The 21,469-nt window shown below is 72.2% G+C and carries 23 protein-coding genes, 1 tRNA gene and 2 pseudogenes; 19 read left to right on the top strand and 7 right to left on the bottom strand.

Annotation, left to right across the window (positions count from 1 at the left end):
• Positions 1-143 precede the first annotated feature (143 nt).
• Positions 144-434, top strand: a complete 291-nt coding sequence (locus tag QF032_RS02220) for a hypothetical protein (protein ID WP_307054639.1) — start codon at positions 144-146, stop codon at positions 432-434.
• Positions 435-548: 114 nt separating this feature from the next.
• Positions 549-998, top strand: coding sequence for a hypothetical protein (locus tag QF032_RS02215; protein ID WP_307054638.1), 450 nt, complete (start codon positions 549-551; stop codon positions 996-998).
• A gap of 57 nt (positions 999-1,055) precedes the next feature.
• Here the strand turns inward: QF032_RS02215 and QF032_RS02210 are convergent, their stop codons facing one another.
• Both QF032_RS02210 and QF032_RS02205 read right to left on the bottom strand, forming a co-directional pair.
• Positions 1,056-1,916, bottom strand: a complete 861-nt coding sequence (locus tag QF032_RS02210) for an oxygenase MpaB family protein (protein ID WP_307039499.1) — start codon at positions 1,914-1,916, stop codon at positions 1,056-1,058.
• Between the two features lie 203 nt (positions 1,917-2,119).
• Positions 2,120-3,244, bottom strand: a complete 1,125-nt coding sequence (locus QF032_RS02205) for a DUF2235 domain-containing protein (RefSeq protein ID WP_307039497.1) — start codon at positions 3,242-3,244, stop codon at positions 2,120-2,122.
• A 331-nt stretch (positions 3,245-3,575) separates the two neighbouring features.
• Here QF032_RS02205 and QF032_RS02200 point away from each other — a divergent pair, with 331 nt between their 5' ends.
• From QF032_RS02200 to QF032_RS02190, 3 genes are all read left to right on the top strand, one after another.
• Positions 3,576-4,067: a GNAT family N-acetyltransferase gene (locus QF032_RS02200; RefSeq protein ID WP_307054635.1), complete on the top strand. Its 492-nt coding sequence runs from the start codon at positions 3,576-3,578 to the stop codon at positions 4,065-4,067.
• A gap of 114 nt (positions 4,068-4,181) precedes the next feature.
• Positions 4,182-4,673: a hemerythrin domain-containing protein gene (locus QF032_RS02195; RefSeq protein WP_307054634.1), complete on the top strand. Its 492-nt coding sequence runs from the start codon at positions 4,182-4,184 to the stop codon at positions 4,671-4,673.
• A 221-nt stretch (positions 4,674-4,894) separates the two neighbouring features.
• A complete protein-coding gene (locus tag QF032_RS02190; protein ID WP_307054633.1) occupies positions 4,895-5,422 on the top strand; it encodes a hypothetical protein in 528 nt (175 codons plus the stop codon).
• Between the two features lie 87 nt (positions 5,423-5,509).
• On the opposite strand, the pseudogene QF032_RS02185 reads toward QF032_RS02190, so the two are convergent.
• Positions 5,510-5,657 (bottom strand): annotated as a pseudogene (locus QF032_RS02185) (ZIP family zinc transporter); the annotation flags it as partial.
• Between the two features lie 316 nt (positions 5,658-5,973).
• Between QF032_RS02185 and QF032_RS02175 the strand changes: the two are divergent.
• Positions 5,974-6,177 (top strand): cold-shock protein, encoded by a 204-nt coding sequence (locus QF032_RS02175; RefSeq protein WP_307039491.1) that lies wholly within the window; start codon positions 5,974-5,976, stop codon positions 6,175-6,177.
• A 59-nt stretch (positions 6,178-6,236) separates the two neighbouring features.
• A tRNA-Met gene (locus QF032_RS02170) sits at positions 6,237-6,310 on the top strand.
• A gap of 205 nt (positions 6,311-6,515) precedes the next feature.
• On the opposite strand, the gene QF032_RS02165 is transcribed toward QF032_RS02170, so the two are convergent.
• Positions 6,516-6,794, bottom strand: coding sequence for a GlsB/YeaQ/YmgE family stress response membrane protein (locus QF032_RS02165; protein WP_057577098.1), 279 nt, complete (start codon positions 6,792-6,794; stop codon positions 6,516-6,518).
• Positions 6,795-7,115: 321 nt separating this feature from the next.
• On the opposite strand from QF032_RS02165, the gene QF032_RS02160 reads away from it, so the two are divergent.
• Positions 7,116-8,045: a UTP--glucose-1-phosphate uridylyltransferase gene (locus tag QF032_RS02160; protein ID WP_306955381.1), complete on the top strand. Its 930-nt coding sequence runs from the start codon at positions 7,116-7,118 to the stop codon at positions 8,043-8,045.
• 72 nt (positions 8,046-8,117) lie between these two features.
• Here QF032_RS02160 and QF032_RS02155 read toward each other — a convergent pair whose 3' ends face one another.
• The gene (locus QF032_RS02155) at positions 8,118-8,483 is read right to left on the bottom strand and encodes an STAS domain-containing protein (RefSeq protein WP_306955382.1); all 366 of its coding nucleotides are present in this window, start codon (positions 8,481-8,483) and stop codon (positions 8,118-8,120) included.
• Positions 8,484-8,657: 174 nt separating this feature from the next.
• On the opposite strand from QF032_RS02155, the gene QF032_RS02150 reads away from it, so the two are divergent.
• The 6 genes and pseudogenes from QF032_RS02150 to QF032_RS02125 all read left to right on the top strand — a co-directional run bounded on the left by QF032_RS02150 (position 8,658) and on the right by QF032_RS02125 (position 11,193).
• Positions 8,658-9,137, top strand: coding sequence for an ATP-binding protein (locus tag QF032_RS02150; RefSeq protein ID WP_307054631.1), 480 nt, complete (start codon positions 8,658-8,660; stop codon positions 9,135-9,137).
• Complete coding sequence (locus QF032_RS02145; protein WP_307060563.1) at positions 9,109-9,348, top strand: hypothetical protein; 240 nt, start codon at positions 9,109-9,111, stop codon at positions 9,346-9,348. Before QF032_RS02150 ends, QF032_RS02145 begins: the two co-directional genes overlap by 29 nt.
• A 67-nt stretch (positions 9,349-9,415) precedes the next feature.
• On the top strand, positions 9,416-10,120 hold the full coding sequence (locus tag QF032_RS02140; protein WP_307054629.1) for a hypothetical protein: 705 nt from the start codon (positions 9,416-9,418) through the stop codon (positions 10,118-10,120).
• 3 nt (positions 10,121-10,123) lie between these two features.
• Positions 10,124-10,540: a phage holin family protein gene (locus QF032_RS02135; RefSeq protein WP_307039486.1), complete on the top strand. Its 417-nt coding sequence runs from the start codon at positions 10,124-10,126 to the stop codon at positions 10,538-10,540.
• Positions 10,516-10,596: pseudogene (locus tag QF032_RS02130) on the top strand (DUF3618 domain-containing protein); the annotation flags it as partial. The gene QF032_RS02135 and the pseudogene QF032_RS02130, both read left to right, overlap by 25 nt.
• Positions 10,597-10,662: 66 nt before the next feature.
• Positions 10,663-11,193, top strand: a complete 531-nt coding sequence (locus tag QF032_RS02125) for a hypothetical protein (protein WP_307060561.1) — start codon at positions 10,663-10,665, stop codon at positions 11,191-11,193.
• A gap of 185 nt (positions 11,194-11,378) precedes the next feature.
• On the opposite strand, the gene QF032_RS02120 is transcribed toward QF032_RS02125, so the two are convergent.
• Positions 11,379-12,746: a pyridoxal phosphate-dependent decarboxylase family protein gene (locus tag QF032_RS02120; RefSeq protein ID WP_307054627.1), complete on the bottom strand. Its 1,368-nt coding sequence runs from the start codon at positions 12,744-12,746 to the stop codon at positions 11,379-11,381.
• A gap of 176 nt (positions 12,747-12,922) precedes the next feature.
• Between QF032_RS02120 and QF032_RS02115 the strand changes: the two genes are divergently transcribed.
• Positions 12,923-13,405, top strand: a complete 483-nt coding sequence (locus QF032_RS02115) for a MarR family winged helix-turn-helix transcriptional regulator (RefSeq protein WP_307039483.1) — start codon at positions 12,923-12,925, stop codon at positions 13,403-13,405.
• A gap of 27 nt (positions 13,406-13,432) precedes the next feature.
• Here the strand turns inward: QF032_RS02115 and QF032_RS02110 are convergent, their stop codons facing one another.
• Entirely contained in the window at positions 13,433-13,822 is a 390-nt protein-coding gene (locus QF032_RS02110; protein ID WP_306955390.1) for a DUF4333 domain-containing protein, read from the bottom strand.
• A 400-nt stretch (positions 13,823-14,222) separates the two neighbouring features.
• Between QF032_RS02110 and QF032_RS02105 the strand changes: the two genes are divergently transcribed.
• The 4 genes from QF032_RS02105 to QF032_RS02090 all read left to right on the top strand — a co-directional run bounded on the left by QF032_RS02105 (position 14,223) and on the right by QF032_RS02090 (position 21,281).
• Positions 14,223-14,720, top strand: coding sequence for a hypothetical protein (locus QF032_RS02105; protein WP_307039480.1), 498 nt, complete (start codon positions 14,223-14,225; stop codon positions 14,718-14,720).
• Between the two features lie 100 nt (positions 14,721-14,820).
• Positions 14,821-15,333 (top strand): hypothetical protein, encoded by a 513-nt coding sequence (locus QF032_RS02100; RefSeq protein WP_307039478.1) that lies wholly within the window; start codon positions 14,821-14,823, stop codon positions 15,331-15,333.
• Positions 15,334-15,571: 238 nt separating this feature from the next.
• The gene (locus tag QF032_RS02095; protein ID WP_307054625.1) at positions 15,572-17,089 is read left to right on the top strand and encodes an NlpC/P60 family protein; all 1,518 of its coding nucleotides are present in this window, start codon (positions 15,572-15,574) and stop codon (positions 17,087-17,089) included.
• 265 nt (positions 17,090-17,354) lie between these two features.
• Complete coding sequence (locus QF032_RS02090; protein ID WP_307054623.1) at positions 17,355-21,281, top strand: nSTAND1 domain-containing NTPase; 3,927 nt, start codon at positions 17,355-17,357, stop codon at positions 21,279-21,281.
• The last annotated feature ends 188 nt before the right edge of the window (positions 21,282-21,469 follow it).

The raw sequence follows: 21,469 nt of genomic DNA, 5'->3' as shown, positions 1-21,469 counted from the left end.
CGGTGTCACAGCAGGGCCGCGCCCACCACGGTCGCGGCCACTCCCGCGACGAACAGCATGATGATCACGCCGACGGCCGTCTCGTTGGAGCGGCGCTCGGCCGCGAGATCGCAGGTGTACACGGCCGGGTCGGACGGAGCGTAGTGGACGGTGAGCTCGCGGCCCAGGGACCGACCGGGCTCGGGAATGCCGTCCCGGACGAGGACGGTGACCTGATGCCCTCGTGGGTGGTGAAGCAGACGACCGAGGTGTGGACGACGATCTCGTCACCCTCACCGTCGGTGCAGACGTTCCTGGCGACGGCCACGACCTGCGTGGGGGCGGCCACGGCCGAGGACAGCAGGGCGTCACGGGAGCTCGCCGTACGCAGATGGGGGCCGGCCGCCGTGACGACGGCGAGCAGCGCGCCGAAGCCCACCAGCGCCCACGGGTAACCCCGGGCCACGGCCGCGTTCCTGTACGTCGGGCACGTCAGCGGCGCGCCGGTGGAAGGCGGTCAGAGCGAGGACGGCACGCTCCATCTGTGCTGCGGTCCGCAGACCACCGGCTTGACCGAGACGGTCCGCACCCACCGTCCGCTCTCCGCCAAGGATCTGCTCCTCGGCACGCTCTCGCTGCGCGCCGACGGAGAACCGGGGGAGCGGATCTGGCCCGCGCCGCCGCGGGTCGCCCTCATCGGCTGCGAGAGCGGCGGCGATCTCCGCTTCGCCGAGTCGTTCGGCCTGGCCACGGCGATGATCCACAACGGTGCGGAAGTCGTCACCGCCACCCGCTGGACACTGCCGACCAGCTTCGCGTTCCACCGGCTGGCCGGACTGCCCGAGTCCGTGCGGCCGCTGACCGAGGCGGTCATCGCCGTCCACACCGCCCACGAAAGCGCCGACCCCGTCGCCCGGCTCGCCGACTGGCAGCGGGAGCGACTCGACCGCTGGCGTACCGAGGGCGGCATCGCGTACTCGCCCCTGCTCTGGGCGGCCATGACCTGCATCGACGTGTGATCCGCCGCGAGCCGCCGGACCCGCGAGGACGGCGGCGACGGGCGTCCGGTGGCGCGCTCAGGCCGGCCCGGGCCGGGGCGGTGGCGTCATTGCCCAGCGGATGGTGCGGGTCAGGACCTGGCCGGCCGGACGCACGGCGAACTGCTCGACGACCGGGACGCGGGGCAGCCACAGCATGCCGCGGGCCCAGTCCGGCAGCAGCGCGACGGCGTTCGCGGCCAGTCCGCCGTAGAGCGGCCGGACCGCGAGGGGCAGGGGAGGCCGGAACAGCAGGAAGCGGGCGGCGGCCCGGGCCTCCGGCGTCGCCGTGAGCTCCCGCCGGTAGGAGGCCAGGCGCTCGGCCAGTGCGCGCCGGTCGCACGGCGGGTCGCTCACACCGAGCGCCTCGGCGACGCGCGCGGTGTCGGCGACGTACGCGTCGTAGCCGGCCGAGTCCAGCGGAGCGGCGCCGTAGCGTTCGTGGGCGCGCAGAAAACTGTCCGTCTCGGCGGCGTGCACCCAGCCGAGCAGATGCGGATCGGCCGCGTGGTACGGCATGCCCCCGGCCGTCGTCCCACGGATCCGCTCGTGGATGCCGCGGACGTGGTCGACCGCCCGCTGGGCGTCCGCGGCGGTGCCGTACGTCGTCACCGCGAGGAAGGTGCTGGTGCGCTGGAGCCGGCCCCACGGGTCGCCACGGTAGCCGGAGTGCCCGGCCACCGCCGCCATGGCGAGGGGATGCAGGGACTGCAGCAGCAGCGCGCTCAGCCCGCCGATGAACATGGAGGCGTCGCCGTGGACGGTGCGGATCGGGCGCTCCGGCGCGAACCAGCGCGGTCCGGGGGTGTCGTGGATGCGGGCCCGCGTCGTCGGCCCGTCGGGGCCGGCGACCCGGCGGAACAGGGCCTGCCCGAGGTGTTCACGGACGGTGGTCAGCACGGTCGGCCTCCCCTCTCCTGCCGTCCAGTGTCCGCGACACGCGCCCGAACGCGGAAACAGCGGGAGACCGCACCCGACCGGCGGGCGCTCACGGCTCACAGCGGCCCACGTGCGATGACCCGGGCACGCTCCGCGCACCGTCGAGCACCCGGTGTGCGGGGGAGGCGATCAGTACCGTCGTCGACGACCGGTCCGCGCGCAGGTCAGTCCGCGCCCAGGATCTTCTCGACCTGCGGGTCCGAGTCACCGAGGTAGTCGGTGAGCTTCCTCGGCCGGTAGGCCGGGTCGGCGTCATGGCGGCGCAGAACGGTGTCCGAGACGAACTCGCGTCCGTCGACGGTCTCGCCGATGGGTCGCGGGACCGGCGGAACCCACCGGTACAGGCCTGTCCGCGAGTCGTGCAGGGCGCCCATCGCGTCGGGCTCCACCCTGATGTCCGTGGACTCGCCGGACGGCGTCGCGCCCGGCTCCGGCCTCCTGAACGCCGTGTCCTCGAACTTCAGGCCGCAGCGTGTCGCCTCGCCGACCATCCAGAGCAGCGGGATGTCGGACAGAGCCGCATCCGGGTAGCCGCCGCCGATGTCGCAGTGCACCCCTGTGAACCACACCTGCTTGAGTTCCTGGGGGTTGCCGCCGCGCCGACGCAGTGCCTCCTCGCCGTCGGTGACGGTCCGCTGTTGCCACAGGGTGGGAGGGAACGGCGAGCGCTGTTCGTCGACGGCGAGCGCGTGGAACGCGCTCTGCACCCAGCTGCTCAACGTGGTGTCGTGGAACGCCCAGCGGCGGTTGAACAGGTTCGCGCCCGCCGCCAGCCGGCGCGACGCGGGCATCGGGATGCCCAGGGCGCCGACGGTGTCCCACACACCGATGAACCGGATGCCCGTCTCGTACGCGTAGGAGCGCCTGAACAGCGTGGACGCCGTGCCCGTCGGCTGCTCCGTGCGGTTGCGGTAGAGGGTCCAGGCCTCACCGACTCGATCTCTGTACTCCGCGCGCAGGATGCCGGAGTTGCGCACCAGACCGGCCAGACTGCGAGCGGTGAACGCGCCCCGGCTGAACCCGAAGAGGTACAGCTGGTCCTCGGGCTCGTAGTTGTCGACCAGGAAGCGGTAGGCGTCGACGATGTTGCGGGAGAGCCCCACGCCGAACGCGCCGCCGCGCAACCGCTCCCGTCGGTTCGTGCCGACACCGCTGTGGTAGTAGACGCGTTGCGCCATGTCCCCGTCCCGGGGGCTGACGGACAGGGCGACCTTGGTGACGTTCGTCTTGCTGGGCTGGTCGGCGAAGTTCCATGTGCCGTCGCAGCAGACAATCAGACGCTTGGCCATGTGGATCCCTCCTGGAAGGCGAGCGTCCGGGCCGCACATCATGCGCGAGCATGGCCGCGCCGCCCGTCCGGGGCGCGAGGCGTCTCGATGCCGCGGCTCAGGTTCCCGGGTGCGTACTCTCCGACGCCGCAGCAGAGATGGGGGCCTCGCACCCCGCTCCTTTCATGGTGGCACCGCCGTACCGGGACTGCCACTCACCGCGGCTGACGAAGTGCCTGGTCGAAGCAGGTGTCCGAGGATGCCGGGTGAGGCGGAGGCGTGGCGACGACGGGGCCCTGTGCCGCCGCGCGAACCCGGCGCTTCCGGCCCACCGCTCGAGTAGGGTCGGGCGGTGCCCGAGCTGACACGGCTGCACGCCGACCACGCCCCGGCGGTCCTGGCCTTCGAGCTGGGGAACCGCGCCTACTTCGCCGCCTCGATCCCCGACCGCGGCGACGCGTTCTTCGACGCGTACGCAGACCGGCACAGCGCCCTGCTGGCCGAGCAGGACGCGGGCAGCTGCGCCTTCTACCTGCTCGTCGCGGAGGACGGATCGGTCCTCGGCCGGTTCAATCTGGTCGACATCGAGAACGGCTCCGCGCAACTCGGCTACCGGGTCGCCCAGAAGGCCGCCGGCCGGGGCGTGGCGACCGCCGCCGTGCGGGAGTTGTGCCGGCTGTCGGTCGCCCGCCACGGGCTGCGCACCCTGCGCGCGGCCACCGCCGACGGCAACGCGGCATCCCGGAAGGTGCTGGCGAAGGCAGGGTTCGTCGCGGTGGGCCCGGCCGACCTCGACGGCAAGCCGGGCACCTGGCACGAGCGCGACCTGGTTCCTGGTCCGTAGGGGCGGGCCCGCGCTCGAACGCCTGCGCGGGCATCTGAGCCCGACTGTTGAAGACGGCGGGCGGGGGTAGTCGGATCCGGCAAGGTTCCCTCGTACGAAAGTGAAACCCGTTCCATGGCCGAGACACGAGACGTCGTCGAACTCATTCTCCGGGACCACCGAAGAATGGAAGACCTCTTTCGCCTGATGCGCAGCGTCGAAGCCGACCGGGCGGCCGCGCTGCGGGAGTTCGCCGACCTGCTGATCGCCCACGCGCTGGCGGAGGAGGCGAAGGTGTACCCCGCCCTCAAGCGCTACAAGAAGATCGACGACGAAGAGGTGGAGCACGGCGAGGAGGAGCACGAGGAGGGCAACAAGGCGCTCCTCGAACTCCTGGAGGTCGACGAGGTCGGCTCCGAGGAGTGGGACGAGAAGCTCGAAGAGCTCGTGCAGGCCGTCACCCACCACGCCGACGAGGAGGAGCGCACGATCCTCAACGGGGCGCGCGAGAACGCCGCCATGGAACGCCGCGAGGAGCTCGGCGAGGCGTTCCTGGAGGAGCGGAAGCGGCAGCTCGAGGCAGGCTGCGGCGACGTGGAGAACGTACGCCGTATCGTCCACTCCTGACGGCATGACGGCATGACGGCATGACGACATGACGACATGACGGCATGACGGCGGGGACCCGGGCCGGGAGAGGCTTCGGATCCTGGGTCTCCGCGCGGGCGCGGCCCGACGGCAAGGCTCCCCGTATTTACGCGGCCCCCTTCAGGCGCGATCATGGGCTGACGTCCGACCGGCCGGGGCCGGCCGGACGGCCTGCGACACGGACGGGGGAGGGCTCGCGTATGACTCAGCAGCGAACCGATGGGGTGCCACCGGCCGGCCCGGCCGACGCCTATCTGGAGGCGCTCCGTGGACGGCTGGCGTCCGACGGATGCGCGGTGACCGCGGCCGGCTGGCGTGACTGCCCCGTGGTGATCGGGAGCCGGGCGGACCGCAAGGCGCGGTGGTTCGGCACGAAGGTGGAACTGTTCGTCTTCGCCGCGGCCGTCCCCGCGGTGGACGAAGCGTCGATGGCCCAGTTCACGGGGTGGGCCATGGACTACGCGAAGAGCATCCGCAGCGGCATGTCCGGTGCCCGCAACGCGGCGATGGTCCTGCCCGCCCTGGTCAGCGGCGCCGTCCAGCCGGCCGCCCGGACCTGGGCGGCGGCGGACGCCCGGATCCTCGGGACGTCCCTGATCGGGCGGCCCCTCACGGTGGAGACCTCGGGGTCGGGGGTCAGCAGGGTCACCATGTACCGCGGCAGGGTCGTGTACGGCGGGATGTTCAGCCGCCACGTCCTGGACAAGGCTTCGCTGTATTTCACCTGAGGTCCCCTCACTCCCGGTGGTGGCCGGTCTGCCAGGACCGTCGACCGCGGCGCTCGGACGCCCGCCGTCAGGCGGACGCTCGCGGGGTCAGGCGTGGGAGAGGGCGAAGGGCACGAGGAACCGCTCACGGTGATCAGCCCGATGGCCAGGTGGGCGTCATCGAAGGCCTCGGGGATCATCGTGTCCGCGATCATGGCGAAATGGCCCCCGCGGCCACGGCCGTCACTCTGGCTGGCCCGCCGGGGCGCCCGGCACCGCAAACGCTCGGGCGGTGAGCGGACCGAGGCGCAGCCGTCGGAGGCGGAGCAGGGCGGTTCCGGGCTGCCGACGTTCGACGTCCCGTCGCCCATGCCGAAGATCCAGCCGTAGCCGGGCAGCAGCCGGTCCTCGCCGCCGTCACCCGCTCGGGCACACGACGCGCCGCGACCGGCGCAATAGTCGGATAACCCCGGCGTCGGCGGGGTAGAACGGAGCCGGGTGCCTCCCGTTCACGGACAGGCCCCGTACACGGACCAGCCGGGAACCCCGGCGAGAACTGAAGGACAAGCAGCATGGCCAGCGGCACCGTGAAGTGGTTCAACTCCGAAAAGGGCTTCGGATTCATCGCCCAGGACGGCGGCGGACCGGATGTCTTCGCCCACTACTCCAACATCTCCGGCAACGGCTACCGGGAACTGGTGGAGGGAGAGCAGGTCACCTTCGATGTGACCCAGGGCCAGAAGGGACCTCAGGCCGAGAACATCGTCCGCGGCTGACACCGCCGCACGGCTGAGTACCGCCCCGCCGACGCCACCGTGTAAAGTGGCATCACCGACGCGGGGTGGAGCAGCTCGGTAGCTCGCTGGGCTCATAACCCAGAGGTCGCAGGTTCAAATCCTGTCCCCGCTACGAGAAGAAGGGACCCGGCACACCGCCGGGTCCCTTCGGCTTTTTTCGCCATGGGCTCGCCCGGTCCGCGGGACGGGCCTTCCCGGACGTTCCTGATGCGCCCCGCCGACGGGGCGGGAGGAGCGGGGCCGGGTACGCCGACGGCTCCCACCCCGCGAGCAGGGGGGAGCCGTTCACGCGCCCGGGCGCGTACGTCATCGGCAGGTCATGCGTGGCGGTGCGAGTGCCGGTTGCCGGTCACGAGGCGGTAGAGGGCGAGCAGGATGAAGGAGCCGACGATCGCGGCGATCCAGGTGGAGAGGTCGAAGAACCCGTCGATGGAGTCGACGCCGAAGATCACCTTTCCGAGCCAGCCGCCCAGCAGACCGCCGACGATGCCGATGAGCATGGTGACGATGATGCCGCCGGGGTCCTTGCCCGGCATCAAGGCCTTGGCGATGGCGCCGGCGAGCAGGCCGATGACAATCCACGCGATGATGCCCATGATGTGTCTCCGCTTCCTCGTATAAGGACAGTGTTAGCTTCTCGTGTGCACCGTCCGCGCCCGAACAAACGTCCCTGTGCGGATTCCTCGGGAGCACCTTGCCCGGAGTTCCCCCGAAGGCCGTACCCGCCGGGTGGCAGGGGCGGGCGCCCGACGCGATCGGATGTTCCGCGGTGACCGACCCTCGGATCCCGCCGGTGCTGAACCCGTCGTGAACGGCCGGCGGGAGGCGGCGTCCGGGCGGCGGCGGTGGCGGGCGTTGGTAGCGTCGGCTGTGCCGTGCCGGCCGGTACGGTGTGCCGCTCGACCGAGAGAGACCGCATGTCCCCGACGATCCGCAGGGCAGTGATCCCTGCCGCCGGACTGGGCTCCCGTCTGCTGCCCCTGACCAAGGCGACCCCCAAGGAAATGCTCCCGGTCGGCGACAAGCCGGTCATCGAGCACACCGTGCGCGAGCTGGTGGACTCGGGGATCACCGACATCACCATCGTCGTCTCCGGCGGCAAGAGCCTCATCCAGGACCACTTCCGGCCCAACCCCGCCCTCGTCGCCCAACTTCGCGCGGACGGCAAGACGGCCTACGCGGACGCGGTGGAGGAGGTCGCCGAGCTGGCCCGGCGGGGCCACATCACCTACCTCGACCAGCACGGCCCGTACGGAAACGGCACCCCCGTCCTCAACGCCGCCCGCGCCTTCGGCGACGAGCCCGTCCTGGTGCTGTGGCCCGACGACGTCTTCGTGGCGGAGGTGCCCCGCGCGCAACAGCTGATCCGCGCCTACGAACTGACGGGGTGTCCGGTCCTGGCCCTGCTGCCGATGGACCCGGGCGACTCCCAGCGCTACGGCGTGCCCATTGTCAAGGAGGACCTCGGCGGCGGCACCCTGCGGATCACCGGCCTGGTCGAGAAACCCCGGCCCGCCGACGCCCCGTCGTCGTACGCGGCCATCGGCGGCTACGTCGTCACCCCCGGCATCATCGACGAACTGCGCGAGCAGACCCGGCGCTGGTACGAGCACCGGACCGGCGAGGTCTACCTGACCGACGCGATCAACGCCTACGCCGCCACCCGCGCGGTGTACGGGCAGGTCATCCAGGGGCGTTGGTACGACACCGGCAACCCGGCCGACTACCTCGTCGCGCAGATGGCGTTCGCGCTCGCTCATCCCGAGTACGGGCCGGTCCTGCGGGGCCTGGTCGCCGGACTCGACGCCGACCGCGCCGCCGGCCACCGGCCGCAGGCCGAATCCTGATCCGCGGCCTCACGCCCCGGGCCGCCCGCGCGCGGCGGGCGGCCCGGGGCGGCCGGCAGGGCAGAGCGGCGATCAGGCGGTGAGCGCCTGCTCGACGGTGCTGTGGCAGGAGAGCACCGCGTCGAGGCCGACGAGCTGGACGACCCGCGCCACCGATTCCTGGGCGGCGGCCAGACGCAGCCACCCCTCGCCGGCACTCACCCGCTGGTGAACCTGGACGAACACGTTGATGCCGCTGGAGTCCAGGAAGGTCACGCCGCTGAGGTCCGCCACGATCCGGTGCCTCTGATCATCGTTCCGGGACAGCAGTGCCTCGCTCAGCGCGTCCTTGACGTCGTGATCGATCTCGCCGCGCAGGATCACGACACGGATGTCGCCGACGCTGGCGTGTTCGACGGACAGCCGGTCGGATCGGCCCGTTTCCTGGTTGTCAGTCACCGTTTCCTCAATCGCACCTAGGCTGCCGGGGCAGCGTCTGTGAGAGCAATTCTGCCGCACGGTCCCAGCCGAACGCTCCCGACCGGCTGTGCCGAAGAACACGGCCCGCTACATGCATGACAACGTGGCGGGTACACGCACACCCGTGAGTGGGGAGCAGAAGGACGATGCCTGGTGGAAACGCGATCCGACGACGAGGGCGGCACGGGGCCCGGCACTGACCTGATCGAGGCGGGGTACGCCCTGTCAGGAGGTGACGGGTGCATCGCGCAGGCCCGTCGGGACGCCGCCGACTTCCTGAAGCGGGCCCGTGACGAACGCGGTGTGGACGTCTCCTCGCGCGCGATGGACCTGACCCAGTTGGTGGTCAGCGAGCTGGTCACCAACGTCCGCAAGTACGCGCCGGGACCGGCCCTGATGCGGCTGCGCGTCACCGGAGCCATGGTGGAGGTCGCGGTCCGGGACAGCGATCGCACCGTGCCGACGGTGGAGGCCGCCGACCCCGGCCGGATCGGCCGGCACGGCCTGGAGATCGTCCAGGCCGTCGCCCATGAGCTCGTCGTCGAGCGGCAGCCGGACGGCAAACGCGTCATCGCCCGCATCGTCCTCGCGGACCCGCCCGGCGATGACGCCGCGGGCCGCCGCCCGTCGTGACGACCGCCGCCCTGCGCGCCGAGTGCGGAGCGGACCTCGCCGACGCATCCCCTTCCTCGACGCCGACGCCGACGCCGACGCCGACGCCGACGCCGACGCCGACGCCGACGCCGACACGGCAGGCGACGCCGATCCCCACGTCCTGACGCCCGCTTGGCGACGTCCCGGAATCCCGGCCTCCACAATTCTCGCCTTCCAGAGGTGTACATAGGTGCAAAACAGACACTCGTGTGCATATACGGCAAATACCCGTTGGGACATGCGAGGAGGAGTGGCTGATGAGTGAGGCAGCGCAGGGCGATACCACGCGGTTGCAGCAGACCGGTGAGACGGCCAGGGCGGAGGCCTCGGCCACGGCCGGACAGGCTCAGCAGGCCGCCGGACAGGTGGCGGATACGGCCAGGGAGCAGGCCAGGGCTGTGGCCGGGGAGGCGCGGCAGCAGGTCGGCACAGTCGTCGACGATCTGCGCAGCCGCGCGATGGACGAGGCCGAGGGGCAGACCAGGCGGGCCGCCGGGACGCTGCACCAATGGGCGGACGACCTCGCGGGACTGGCCGACAACGCGCAGGGCGACTCGCCTGCCCGAAGTCTCGCGGCGCAGGCCGCCGACGGTGGGCATCGGGCGGCCGACTATCTGGAGAAGCAGGGAGTCGACGGCGTCCTCGGTGATGTGCAGGACTTCGCCCGCCGCCGGCCCGCGGCCTTTCTCGGCGGCGCGCTGCTGGCGGGATTCGCCGTCGGACGACTGGTGAAGGTGGCGGCCAAGGCCGACCGGTCCAACGGGGCGGAAAGGCAGCGGAACGGCGAAGCCCCGGACCGGGCGGCGCTGGGTGACCGGGGAACGGCCGCGCTTTCGTCCGCTGCTTCGCCGGGCGCCATGCGGGAGCAGGCGTCCGCGGTGCAGCCGGCTCCCCCACGGTTCCCGCCGTCCGTCGGCGTGGCACCGGGTGAGGCGCCGGACCGGCCGGGCCGGGGGGTGTGAGCGATGACCTCCGTCCCGTACCGCTCGGTGGCGCCGCAGACCGACGAGGGCTCGATGGGTGAGCTGCTCTCGGTGGTGACGTCGGACCTCCAGACCCTGTTCCGACAGGAGGTCGAACTGGCGAAGGTCGAGGTCAAGCAGGAGGCGACCAAGGCGGGCAAGGCGGCCGGCATGTTCGGCGGCGCCGGGTTCGCCGGCTACATGGTTCTCCTGTTCCTGTCGCTGGCCGCCGTGTTCGGCCTGGCCAACGTGATCGACACGGGCTGGGCCGCCCTGATCGTCGCCGCCGTGTGGGCGGTGATCGCGGCCGTCCTGTATCAGCGCGGCAGGACGGGCATGCGCACGGTCGCACCCAAACCGGAACAGACAGTCGAGACCATGAAGGAGAATGCGCAATGGGCACGTCACCCGACCGGATGAGGGCCGAGATCGATGCCACTCGGGGCCGGCTGTCCGCGGACGTCGACCGGCTCGCGAACCGGGCCAGCCCCCGGAGAGTGGTCCGTCGTCGCACCCGGCGGATGCGTGGTGCTGTCTCGGGGATGCGTGAGCGCGTCATGGGAACGGCGTCGTACACCGCACAGGGAGTCAAGGACACCGCGCGGACGACGGCCGGTTCCGTGCAGGAAGGCACCGAGCAGGCGGCCGGCACGGCCCGCGACATGGCCGACCAGGCGGGCGAGGCGCTTCGGCAGGCGCCCGATCAGGCGATGCGCGGGACGCAGGGCAACCCCATGGCCGCCGGTCTGATCGCCTTCGGTGCGGGCCTGTTGGCGTCCTCGCTGCTGCCCGCGTCCGAGGTGGAGCAGGAGAAGGCCGCCGACCTCATGTCGCGTGGCGGCGAGGCGCTGGAGCCGGTCAAGGAGGCAGCCCTCGAATCCGCGCAGCACCTGAAGGAGGGAGCCAGGGAGGCCGCACAGGGTGCGGCGCAACAGGTGAAGGACACCGCTGCGGAGGCTGCCCGCATCACCCAGGACGAGGCCCGCGACCAGGCAGCGCAGGTGACGGACCAGGCGCGGGAGTCGGGCAGGCAGGTCGCGGACGAGGCGCGACCACAGCCTGGATCCGGCTGAGTTCGGTCGAAGCCCCCTGAGCCAGGGTCTGCGACGTGCGCTGCGCGCGCCCGCGCAGACCCTGCCCGTCGTCGAGCGGGCGCACGGCTCCAGGGCGGGGGAGCGTCCGTCGGCGTAGCGGTGCCGGGCGGCGTCGGCCGGCGGGTAGCGGCGGCAACCGGACCCGTAGCGCTCGCACGCTTCGGTCAGCGCGGCCGTGCGAGCTGTTCCACCCGGTCGTGGAGACGTTCGACATGGTGCTCTGATTCCGGCTTCATCAGGACACTGCGCAGAATGCGCGCGCCCTCGACGTCCGCGGTGATCTCGGGGTGGCGGACCGCGAACGCCTCACGGCCGGCTTTGAGGGTGCTCAGGAACACCGGATCGCGGTCGCTCATCCCGTCCGTGAGTACCCGCGCGGACGCGGCGTCGACGGCGGACAGGGCGGCGGGTTCCACGGCCGGGAAGTACCCGACGATGTCCAGCTCGGGCCGCTGGTACAGCTTCAGCACGTCGGACCGCGAGATGAGGTCGGCCCACCGCAGTGCGGCCCGGCGGCCGGCTGCCAGCACGCGCCCGAGACCTGCGGGGGTGGGCGGGATGAGGCGGAAGGTGAGCCACAGCGCGGCGGCCGAGGCGCCCGCCCGCGAGCACTCCAGGCTGATCTCGCCGAGGTGGAGCTCGGTGGAGGTGAAGTAGGTGTAGGGCGAGTCGTGCAGGTAGAAGCGCCCCACCTCGGGGTCGCGGAAGAGGACGGCCCCGCAGCCGTAGGGCTGGAGTCCGTGCTTGTGCGGGTCGACGACGATCGAGTCGCACCGGGAGATCGCCCGCCAGGGCTCCGGCGCGAGCCCCTCGGGGCCGTCGGCGCCGGCGAGCAGGGTGAAGAAGCCCCCGTAGGCGGCGTCGACGTGGAGCCGCACGCCGTAGCGGTCTCTCAGGGCGAGCGCCCGGTGGATCGGGTCGACGGCGCCGAGGCCGGTGGTCCCCGCGGTGAGGACGACGGTGCCGACGTCTCCGCTGCGCAGGACGTCCTCCAGGGCGTCGAGGTCCATACGGCCCTCCTCGTCGGTGGGGACCGGGTGGCCCTTCATTCCGAGGACGTGGCACATGCGGCCGTGGGTGTAGTGGGCTTCGGCGCTGTAGGCGACTCCGCGGCCGGGGTGGAGCTCCCGGGCGACGAAGAGGGCCTCGAGGTTGGCGATCGTGCCGCTGGTGGTGAGGTGGCCCAGGTGGGTGTCGTAGCCGAACATGGCGGCGAGCTGTGCGACGGCCTCGCGCTCCATCGCCGCGGTGGCCGGGCCGCCGTCCAGGGCGTGGTTGTTGGGGTTGATCAGCATGGCGGTGAGGTGGCCGACCACCGCGGCGGGGTGCGGGGGCTTGAGCATCTGGCCCGCGTAGTGCGGGTGGAAGAAGGGGTAGTTGTCCTTCGTCAGCCGGCCGGTGAGCGCCTCGAAGGCGGAGGCGAAACGCTCGTCGTCGACGTGCAGGGAAGGGTGCGGCGCGTACGGGCTGTAGGTGTCGGCCCACTCCTGTATGGCGTGGTCCGCCCGGCCGAGCCAGTGCTGCAGGTCCATGGACGTGTCCCCTTTCTCCTGATGCTGCGAGGTGGTGGGCCACATCGTAGGGTTTTGCTGACTGCTCAGCAATTGACTGCTCAGCAATTGAGACATCGGTAGGTGAGCGGGCAGTAAAGTCGGGGAGTGAGGGACCCTTGTCAGGAGGGGTCTTCGGCAGGAGAGGACGTCGACACGTGGATGCGGCCGACCGGCCGGGCGACGAAGCCGCCCGCGCCGCCAACAGCTCGCTCGTGCAGGACTTCGGGCTGCTGATCAAGGCCGCCACCCGGCTGGAACAGCGGATCGACAGCGCCCTGCGGCGGGAGTGCGGGATCAGCCACACCATGTTCGAGGTCCTCATCAGGCTCTGCCGCCGGCCGGACGAAGAGGTCACCCAACGCGTGCTCGCCGACGACCTCACCCTGACCAGCAGCGGCGTCACGCGTCTGATCGACCGCATGGAAGAGGCCGCCGTCGCCCGCCGCGTGCCGTCACCCGAGGACCGCCGGAGTGTGCTGGTCGAGGTCACCGGCCACGGTCGCTCCGTCTTCCTGCGGGCGGCAGAGGTGCACGCGCAGGTCGTCGAGCGGTACTTCGTCACGCCGGTTCCTCCGGGCGACTACCGGCGACTGACCGGCTCGCTCGGTGAGATCCACAAGGCGCTGCGCGACGACTGAGGGGTGCGGGACCGGTCGCCACGGTGGTCAGCGGTAGAACTTCCAGGTGACCCGCGGCTTGACGGGGTCTCCTCCGACGTCGATCACCCGGACGGGAATCGGGATCCGCTCGCCGCCGGACCGTGCCGTGCACGTTTCGGCCGCACCGGCAACCGCCTTGAGGTGGGACGGGCAGGAGACGTCGTGGATCTCCCGTCCGATCCAGGGGAGCGGGTGGTACCAGCCCTGGATGCGCGCCTCGAGGACGGTGTCGGCGACCGCCAGATGGCCGTCCACCCGCACGTAGAGATCCTGGGCGATGGGGTCGACCGTGGTGTGCTGCAGATCCTTGGCGGCGCAGAGCCAGGTGACGAGGCCGGCCACGGCGGCCACGGCGACCGCACCGCCGACGGCGCCGAGGAGGAAACCGCGCTGCATCTCGTACTCCCGGTTCGTGTTCTGGACCTGTGAACGACAACGATCGAGCGGAGGAACAGCCTCCACTCTCGCCCGCGGACCCGACCAGGCGCCTCGGCCAAATGGCCATGTCCCCGATCCGACCGCCCCGCCCCTCTCACCCGACCGCCCCGCCACCCGTCCGCCCCTCGGCGTGACGGGGAGCGTCGGGCCGGAGCCCCGGGCCGGCCGGTCGTCCGAAGGAGAGGGGTGGTGGTGCGGGGCGGCCAGGCGTTTCCCGCGGCACGGGCAACGGGACAACCCCGGGAAACGCCTGGTCGTCGCGGGCCCCCGACGACAACCTGAGCATCGCCGATCTCCAGGGAGCGCCGTCGTACGGTGCGTCGGCCCCGGAGCGGGACTCACGTAGGGATCTGGGCCAGTGATCAGTTGGAATCGTGTTTCGTCCGCCGCGCGGCGGTCCGTCCGGGGCAGGGCCCTGTCCACGGCCGCCGCCGCGGCGCTGCTCGCCGGGGGTATGACGCTCCTCGGGCCCGCGGGCTCGGCGCAGGCCGCCGCCTCGGACTGCGAGGGCGGCAAGAACGGGTTCATCGACATCTCCGACAATGCCTACGACACCGCCGCCCGCCAGGTGACGTTGTGGAGCGAGGGCATCAACATCAGCGTGCAGTACGGCAACATCCGCGGTGTCCAGCGCGGTTGGGCGCTCATCGCGGGCGATGTGCAGCCGGGCAACCAGGTGTGGCTGGACTGGACCCGGGACGGTGGCCGGACCTGGATCCAGTGCGGGCCGTTCACCTCACGGGGCGGCGAGAACAAGACGAGCGCGGCCCAGCGCACCAGCTCGGACGCCAACTGGAAGTTCCGCGCGTGCGGTTCGACGCGGTCCGGCATCCACTGCACCGACCCGTGGTGGTAGGTCGGGGCCGGTTCGCCCGAACGTCCGCCCGCACCCCGCGTACGGCTCCGCACGGCGTCCGTCCGACGACCGTGACGACGAAACCTCTTTGGAGAAGCCCATGAACAAGTCACGCACCGTGCTCGCGCTCGCGACGGCCGCCCTCGTGGGGGCGCTGGCGAGTCCCGCCGTCGCCGCTTCGGCCCCGGTCGCCGCCAAGGGCGCCGGGCCGGCCCACTGCGTGCTCGTCCTCGACGAGGTGAAGCCCGGCGAGAGCACCTCCCACGTCAGCCTGCACCAGTGCTTCAACGGTCCCGACGCCTCCGCCCGGGCCGCGGCGGCCGTACCGCGGGCGGCGGCGCAGACGGAGCTGATGACCTGGGCCGAGCACGCCGACTGGGGCGGCCAGTACACCAAGGTCTACGGCAACGCCGGGCCGTGCGACGCGGCGGGCTACAGCTTCAACCCGAACAGCTGGTGGTCCACGCACCTGTCGTCGCTCCTCGTCGACGGCGGATGCACCAAGGCCTTCCTCAGCGGCCCGAGGGGCAACGGCACCTTCGGGCGCTCCGTGTCCTACGTCGGCGACACGCTCAACGACGCGGTCACGTACGTCAAGATCTGGCGCGGCTGACCAGCCGGAGAAGGGCGGCCGGGCCGACCGGGAAGGACGGCCGGAGGGGGCCGGAGCAGGACGGATCAGGGGTTTCCCGGTCGCCGCGCCAAGAGGCAACGGGAAACCCCTGGTCGCGACCGCCCATTCAGGCCACGGTGAGGCCAGTTCTGCTCCTGAGCCACACGGGGGCGTGATCGAAACGCGGTCCGGAATGTCGGCGCCACGCCAGGTGGCACGGCCGCGAGAGGAGTACCGGATGAGAACACTGCGCCGGGGAGCGGGGCTGGTCGCCCTGATGGTGACCGCCCTCCTCCTGGCCCTGCTTCCGACGACCGCCGCACAGGCGGCCGGCACGGGGGAGCAGAACTGGTGCGCCGTGCAGGGCATCGCCTCGCCCGAGGCCCACCGCGCGATCGACGCGGCCTGCGCGGAATGGCGCGCGCGGACGGTGTACACATGGGGCGGAGGCCATGGACCGGCCCCCGGCCAGAGTTACGGCACCTGGGACCTCAGCAGCCCGAGCCACTTCGAGGAGACCGCGCTCGACCCCCAGACCCGCGGGTTCGACTGCTCGGGCTTCGCGCGCTGGGCCTGGTCCAGGGCTGCCGGGTACGACATCCTCGGCGGCGGGACGGCCTGGGACATGTATGTCAACGGGGGACGGAAGTACCAGCAGGTCCACGGCGCCGGCGGAGGCAAGCCGGCCGTGTCCGACATGAAGCCCGGCGACCTGGTGTACACGGCGGTCGGCGGTCAGGTGAAGGACATCACCCACATGATGATCTACCTCGGGGGCGGCTATGTCGTCGAGGCCTACCAGTCGCAGCTGCCGATCCGCGTGATCGACATCAACTCCCGCATCAGCGACAACCGCCTGGTCGGGGTATCGCGGATGCCGCAGGGCAGCCCGTTCACGGAACCCACGGGCTACGACGGCACGCTCCAGGTGACGTGGGGCACGGACGTCGCCGTGCGCCAGCACCCCAACCGTTCGGCCGGCCAGGTGACCCGGTTGTCCGGACCGGACATCGTGTACGCCAAGTGCCAGCAGCGCGGAGAGCGCGTCACGGCGGAGGGCTACACCAACGACGCCTGGACGTACCTGTCCAACCGCGGCGGCTGGATCAGCAACATCTTCCTCAGGGGCCCTGCCTGGCTGCCGGAGGTGCCCACCTGTTCAGGGTCCGACTACGACGCGCAGATCGGCCCCGGCGGCGGAGGCAACGCCACCCAGGGCGGCGCGTACGGCACGTGGGGCACGGACGTGGCGCTCCGCTCCCAGCCGTCCACCGTCAACGGGACGACGGTCGTCCGGCTGGCCGGTCCCACCTCGGTCGCCGTCAGCTGCCAGATGCATGCCCAGAGCGTGACGTCGGAGGGCTACACCAACGACGCGTGGTCCTACCTGCCGCAGTACGGCGCCTGGATCACCAACATCTACCTGAAGGGCGACGCCTGGCTCGCCGGTGTCCCGGCCTGCGACGGCAGGGGCACCGCGACCCCCGTCGGAGCGCACGCGTACAGCACCTGGGGCACCGGGGTGACGATCCGCAGCACGCCCTCCGCCGGCGCGGGCGTCGTGACCCGGCTCTCCGGTCCCACCGGCGTGGCGGTCTCCTGCCAGAAGCACGCCGAGAGCGTGACGGCCGAGGGATACACCAACGACACCTGGTCGTACCTGCCCGAGTACCAGGGCTGGGTCAGCAACATCTACATGAAGGGCGACGCGTGGCTGAACGGCGTCCGGAACTGCGTGATTCCGGGCGTGAGTTGACCGGTCCCGTCGGCTGACCCCACATCCACCGCCCCGGCACGCAGGCTCACGGGGGGCCCGCGTGCCGGGGCGGTTTCCCGAACCGGCCGGAAACCCCATGTGCCGGGTGCCGGTTGGTTTTTGTGACACTCGTCACTTCCCGTCATGCCTCGGATTCCCCGTTCCCGTCCCGGCTTACCATCCCCCAGACACACGGTCGCCGACCTGACCAGTCGGCGTCAGAAACGGCGCTCCGCGCGCCGTTGGCCTCGGGGGCACACCACTCATGGACCACAAGGACGGCGGGCCGGCGTACCCGCCGGCCGCCGCTCGACGGCGGCCGCAGCACCCGTCGTTCGGCGTCGCGCTCCGCGAACTGCGCCTGGAACGGGGCCTGTCACTGGCCGACCTGGCGCGGATCACGCACTACAGCAAGGGCTATCTGAGCAAGATCGAGAACGGCAGGAAGCCGGTCAACGGCGATGTCGCGCGTCTGTGCGACGACGCTCTGGCGGCCGACGGCGCCCTGCTCGCCCTGCTGCCGCCGGTTCTGCGCGAGGAGCAGTCGGGTCCGGGCGACGGCGAGAGCTGTCCGTACCCGGGCCTGTCGGCCTTCGGTCCGCGTGACGCCGGGCGGTTCTTCGGCCGGGAACGGGCGGTCGCCGCGCTCGTCCAGCGCCTCGCCCAGCGGTTCGGCAAGGGGCCGGTGGCCGTCGTCGCGCTTTCCGGGTCGGGCAAGTCCTCGTTGCTGGGTGCGGGCCTCGTCCCCGCTCTCACGGACGGCGGGCTCGGCGTCGGCCCCGACGGGCCGCCCTCCGACATCGACGTCGACGTCGACATCGACCGTGGGCCTCCCGCCGACACCGGTGTCGGCGGGAGGCCCACGGTCGTGATGTGCACCCCCACGGCACGTCCGCTGGCCGCTCTCCTGCACGCGTTGCGCGCCGCGCTGCCCGCCGGACTGCTCGACCATCTCCACGACGAGGGCCCGCCCGGCGAACGCGCCGACCGGCTGGTGGCGGCCCTGCGCTCCTGGGCCCTCGCCGCACGACGGCCCCACGGCTGCGTCGTCATCGTCGACCAGTTCGAGGAGGTCTTCACCCTCTGCGACGACGAGACGGAACGCAGAGCTTACGTCGCGGCGCTCGCCGCACTCGCCGACGGCGACGAACCCGAGGCGGGCGAACCGGCGTTCACCGTGGTGTTGGGCGTGCGCGCCGACGTCACCGGACGCTGTCTGGAGTACCCGCAGCTGGTCCCGGTCGTCAGCGAGGGGCTGTTCGCGCTGGGCGCGATGACCACCGACGAACTGCGGGAGTGCATCGTCCGTCCGGCCGCGGCGACGGGCACCACCCTGGAGCCGGGACTGGTCGAACTGCTGCTGCGCGACCTGGGAGCCGCCGACACGCCGGGCCCCGCGGGCCACGGCCCCGAACCGGCCGTCCCGATCGGCCGGCCCGGGGTTCTTCCGCTGCTCGGACACGCCTTGCGGGAGACCTGGCACCGGCGCACCGACTCCACCATGACCGTGGCCGGCTACCTGGCGACGGGTGGTATCCACGGTTCCGTCGCCGCGGCGGCCGAGGACCTCTTCGCCGCGCTGTCGCCGGTCCGGCAGGACGCCGCCCGCCGGCTGCTGCTGCGGCTGGTGCGCGTCGGCGAGGACAACGAGGCCTCCCGGCGGCCGCGCACCACATCCGAACTGCTCGACGGGCTGCGGGACCCGGCCGCCGCGCGGGCCACTCTCGACGCGCTGGTGACGGCCCGTCTGCTGACGGTGGACGCCGACCGCGTCGAGATCGTGCACGAGGCCCTGCTGCGGGCGTGGCCCAGACTGCGCACCTGGGTCAGGACGACGCGCGCCGATCTGCTCCTGCATCAGCAGCTGGGCGCCGCCGCCCGCGAATGGGACCGCGAGAACCGCGACCCGAGTCTGCTCTACCGCGGTGCCCGGCTGACGGCCGCCCGGGAGTGGGCAGGCGGTCCCAGCGGCCGGGACAGCGTGCTGACGCCCGTGGAGGCCGACTTCCTGCGCGCCTCCGACCGTGAGGAGGATCTGCGCCGGCGCCTGTCGCGGCGCCGGGTGCGCCAGCAGCGGACCGGGGTCGTCGTGCTGACCGTCCTCCTCGCCCTGGCCCTCCTGGCCGGCGCGACGGTCTTCGAGCAGCGCACCTCCGCCGACGAACAGCGCCGGACGGCCCTGTCGCAGGCCATGGCGGCGAGCTCCGCCCAACTCGCGTTCGGGCGGCCGGAGGCCTCGATGCTGCTGGCCGAGTCCGCCTACCGCACCTCGCGGACCACGGAGGCGCGCAGCGCTCTGCTCAGCACGCAGGCCAACGCCTTCGCCGGCCGGCTCACCGGCCACCACGGCGCGGTGAACAGCGTCGTCTTCGGCCCCGGACGGCGGCTGCTGGCCTCGGCGAGCTCCGACGGCACCGTGCGGCTCTGGGACGTCGCCGCCCGACGGTCCGTGGGGGAGCTCGCGGGCCATCACGGGCCCGTGCGGTCCGTGTCCTTCTCACCGGACGGGCGCACCCTGGCCTCGGCCAGTTCGGACGCCACGATCCGGCTCTGGTCGGTGTCCGGCCGGCGCCAGATCGCCGTGCTGACGGGACACCGAGGACCCGTCCGCGCCGTGAGCTTCTCGCCCGACGGCCGTACGGTGGCCTCCGCCGGCCAGGACGGCACCGTGCGCCTGTGGGACACCCGGACCCACCGTCAGATCGGGCGGCTTCCGGGGCACTCCGGCGATGTCCTCGCGCTGGCGTACGCCCCCGACGGCTCCCGCCTCGCCAGCGCGGGCGCCGACCGCACCGTACGCCTGTGGAATCCGCACACCCGTCGGAGCGCCGGCGTCCTGAGCGGCCACAGCGGCGATGTCCTCGCCGTGGCGTTCAGCCCCGACGGCCGGGTGCTCGCCACCGGCGGCGCGGACCGCACCGTACGGCTGTGGGATCCCGCGACCCACCGGCAGACCGCCCTTCTCGCGGGCCACGACGACGACGTGAACGGGCTCGCCTTCGGACCCGGCGGCCACACTTTGGCCTCCGCGGGGGGTGACGGCACGATCGTCCGCTGGGACGTCCACACCCGCCGCGCGGTCGACTCCTTCTCGGGTCACACGGACTACGTGATGGCCGTCGCCGTCGCGGAGCGGGGCGACCTGCTGGCCACCGCCGGCTTCGACGGGACCGTGGCCCTGTGGGACCTCACCGGCCACACACTCAGCGCCTATCCGGTCAGCGAACTGTGGAAGGCCGCCTTCAGTCCGGACGGCCGGATGCTCGCCTCCGCTTCGACGGACGGCGCCCTTCGGCTCTGGGACGTGGGACGCCGCACCCTCGTCCGCACCCTGACCGGCCACAGCGGCGCCGCCTACGCCGTGGCGTTCAGTCCGGACGGCCGGTGGCTCGCCTCCGCCGGCGCCGACCACACCGTGCGGCTGTGGCCCGTCGCGGCCGGAGGGGGCGCCCCGGTCGTGCTCGGCGGTCACACCCGTGCCGTGTTCGACGTGGCGTTCAGTCCGGACGGCCGATGGCTCGCCTCCGCCTCCGCCGACCGCACCGTGCGGCTGTGGAGGATGTCGTCCGCGGGAGGTCCGGCAGGGACGCGGGCCACGGTGCTCACCGGGCACACCGACTTCGTGAACTGCCTTGCCTTCAGCGCCGACAGCGGCACCGTCGTGAGCGGCAGCGACGATCTCACCCTGCGGCTCTGGAACGTCGCGCGTGGCAGCCTCGCCAAAGTCCTCACCGCGAGGGGCGGCTCGGTGCGCGCCGTCGCGTTCGCCCCCGGCGGCCGCTCCCTCGCCAGCTCGGGCAACGACGGCGTCATCCGGATGTGGGACGTGGCCGGGGCGCGGGTGACGGGGCTGCTCGGCCAGCACGCCGGCTCGGTGCGGGGGCTGGCGTTCAGTCCCGACGGGCGTTCGCTCGCCAGCAGCGGCAACGACCGCACGGTACGGCTGTGGGACCCCGTGCGCGGACGGCTCGTCGCGACACTGACCGGGCACACCCGGGCGGTGTGGAGCGTGGCCTATGCCCCGGACGGCAGGCGGGTCGCCAGCGCCGGCAACGACGGCACCGTCCGGCTGTGGGATCTCGGCATCACCGACCGCGTCACTGCCCTGTGCCGTGTGGTGGGCCCCGTCGACCGCGGCCGATGGCAACGGCTGCTGCCCGGATACGCGTACTCGGGAACCTGCGCGGACTGACCCGCCGGCTGGGGGCAGCGCCCTGACCGAGGCCCCGAGGCCCCGAGGCCCCGAAGCCCCGAAGCCCCGAAGCCCCGAAGCCCCGAAGCCCCGAAGCCTCCAGACTACGAGAGTCCCGAACTCCGAAGCCCAAAGCCCCGGAGCCCGGAGTCCCGAGCCCCGAAGCCTCCAGGCGCCGAAGTCCCGAA

This window comes from Streptomyces achromogenes, from assembly GCF_030816715.1.
Classification (GTDB): Bacteria; Actinomycetota; Actinomycetes; order Streptomycetales; family Streptomycetaceae; genus Streptomyces; species Streptomyces achromogenes_A.
This window is presented reverse-complemented; position numbering and strand designations above follow the sequence as displayed.

What these genes read in the sequence shown, in the direction of transcription:
- QF032_RS02205 (WP_307039497.1), bottom strand. Translation starts at nt 3,244, where the DNA reads ATGGCCAAGCGTCTGATTGTCTGCTGCGACGGCACATGGAACTTCGCC.
- QF032_RS02195 (WP_307054634.1), top strand. Translation starts at nt 4,182, where the DNA reads ATGGCCGAGACACGAGACGTCGTCGAACTCATTCTCCGGGACCACCGA.
- QF032_RS02190 (WP_307054633.1), top strand. Translation starts at nt 4,895, where the DNA reads ATGACTCAGCAGCGAACCGATGGGGTGCCACCGGCCGGCCCGGCCGAC.
- QF032_RS02175 (WP_307039491.1), top strand. Translation starts at nt 5,974, where the DNA reads ATGGCCAGCGGCACCGTGAAGTGGTTCAACTCCGAAAAGGGCTTCGGA.
- QF032_RS02165 (WP_057577098.1), bottom strand. Translation starts at nt 6,794, where the DNA reads ATGGGCATCATCGCGTGGATTGTCATCGGCCTGCTCGCCGGCGCCATC.
- QF032_RS02160 (WP_306955381.1), top strand. Translation starts at nt 7,116, where the DNA reads ATGTCCCCGACGATCCGCAGGGCAGTGATCCCTGCCGCCGGACTGGGC.
- QF032_RS02145 (WP_307060563.1), top strand. Translation starts at nt 9,109, where the DNA reads ATGACGCCGCGGGCCGCCGCCCGTCGTGACGACCGCCGCCCTGCGCGC.
- QF032_RS02140 (WP_307054629.1), top strand. Translation starts at nt 9,416, where the DNA reads ATGAGTGAGGCAGCGCAGGGCGATACCACGCGGTTGCAGCAGACCGGT.
- QF032_RS02135 (WP_307039486.1), top strand. Translation starts at nt 10,124, where the DNA reads ATGACCTCCGTCCCGTACCGCTCGGTGGCGCCGCAGACCGACGAGGGC.
- QF032_RS02125 (WP_307060561.1), top strand. Translation starts at nt 10,663, where the DNA reads ATGCGTGAGCGCGTCATGGGAACGGCGTCGTACACCGCACAGGGAGTC.
- QF032_RS02120 (WP_307054627.1), bottom strand. Translation starts at nt 12,746, where the DNA reads ATGGACCTGCAGCACTGGCTCGGCCGGGCGGACCACGCCATACAGGAG.
- QF032_RS02110 (WP_306955390.1), bottom strand. Translation starts at nt 13,822, where the DNA reads ATGCAGCGCGGTTTCCTCCTCGGCGCCGTCGGCGGTGCGGTCGCCGTG.
- QF032_RS02100 (WP_307039478.1), top strand. Translation starts at nt 14,821, where the DNA reads ATGAACAAGTCACGCACCGTGCTCGCGCTCGCGACGGCCGCCCTCGTG.
- QF032_RS02095 (WP_307054625.1), top strand. Translation starts at nt 15,572, where the DNA reads ATGAGAACACTGCGCCGGGGAGCGGGGCTGGTCGCCCTGATGGTGACC.
- QF032_RS02090 (WP_307054623.1), top strand. Translation starts at nt 17,355, where the DNA reads ATGGACCACAAGGACGGCGGGCCGGCGTACCCGCCGGCCGCCGCTCGA.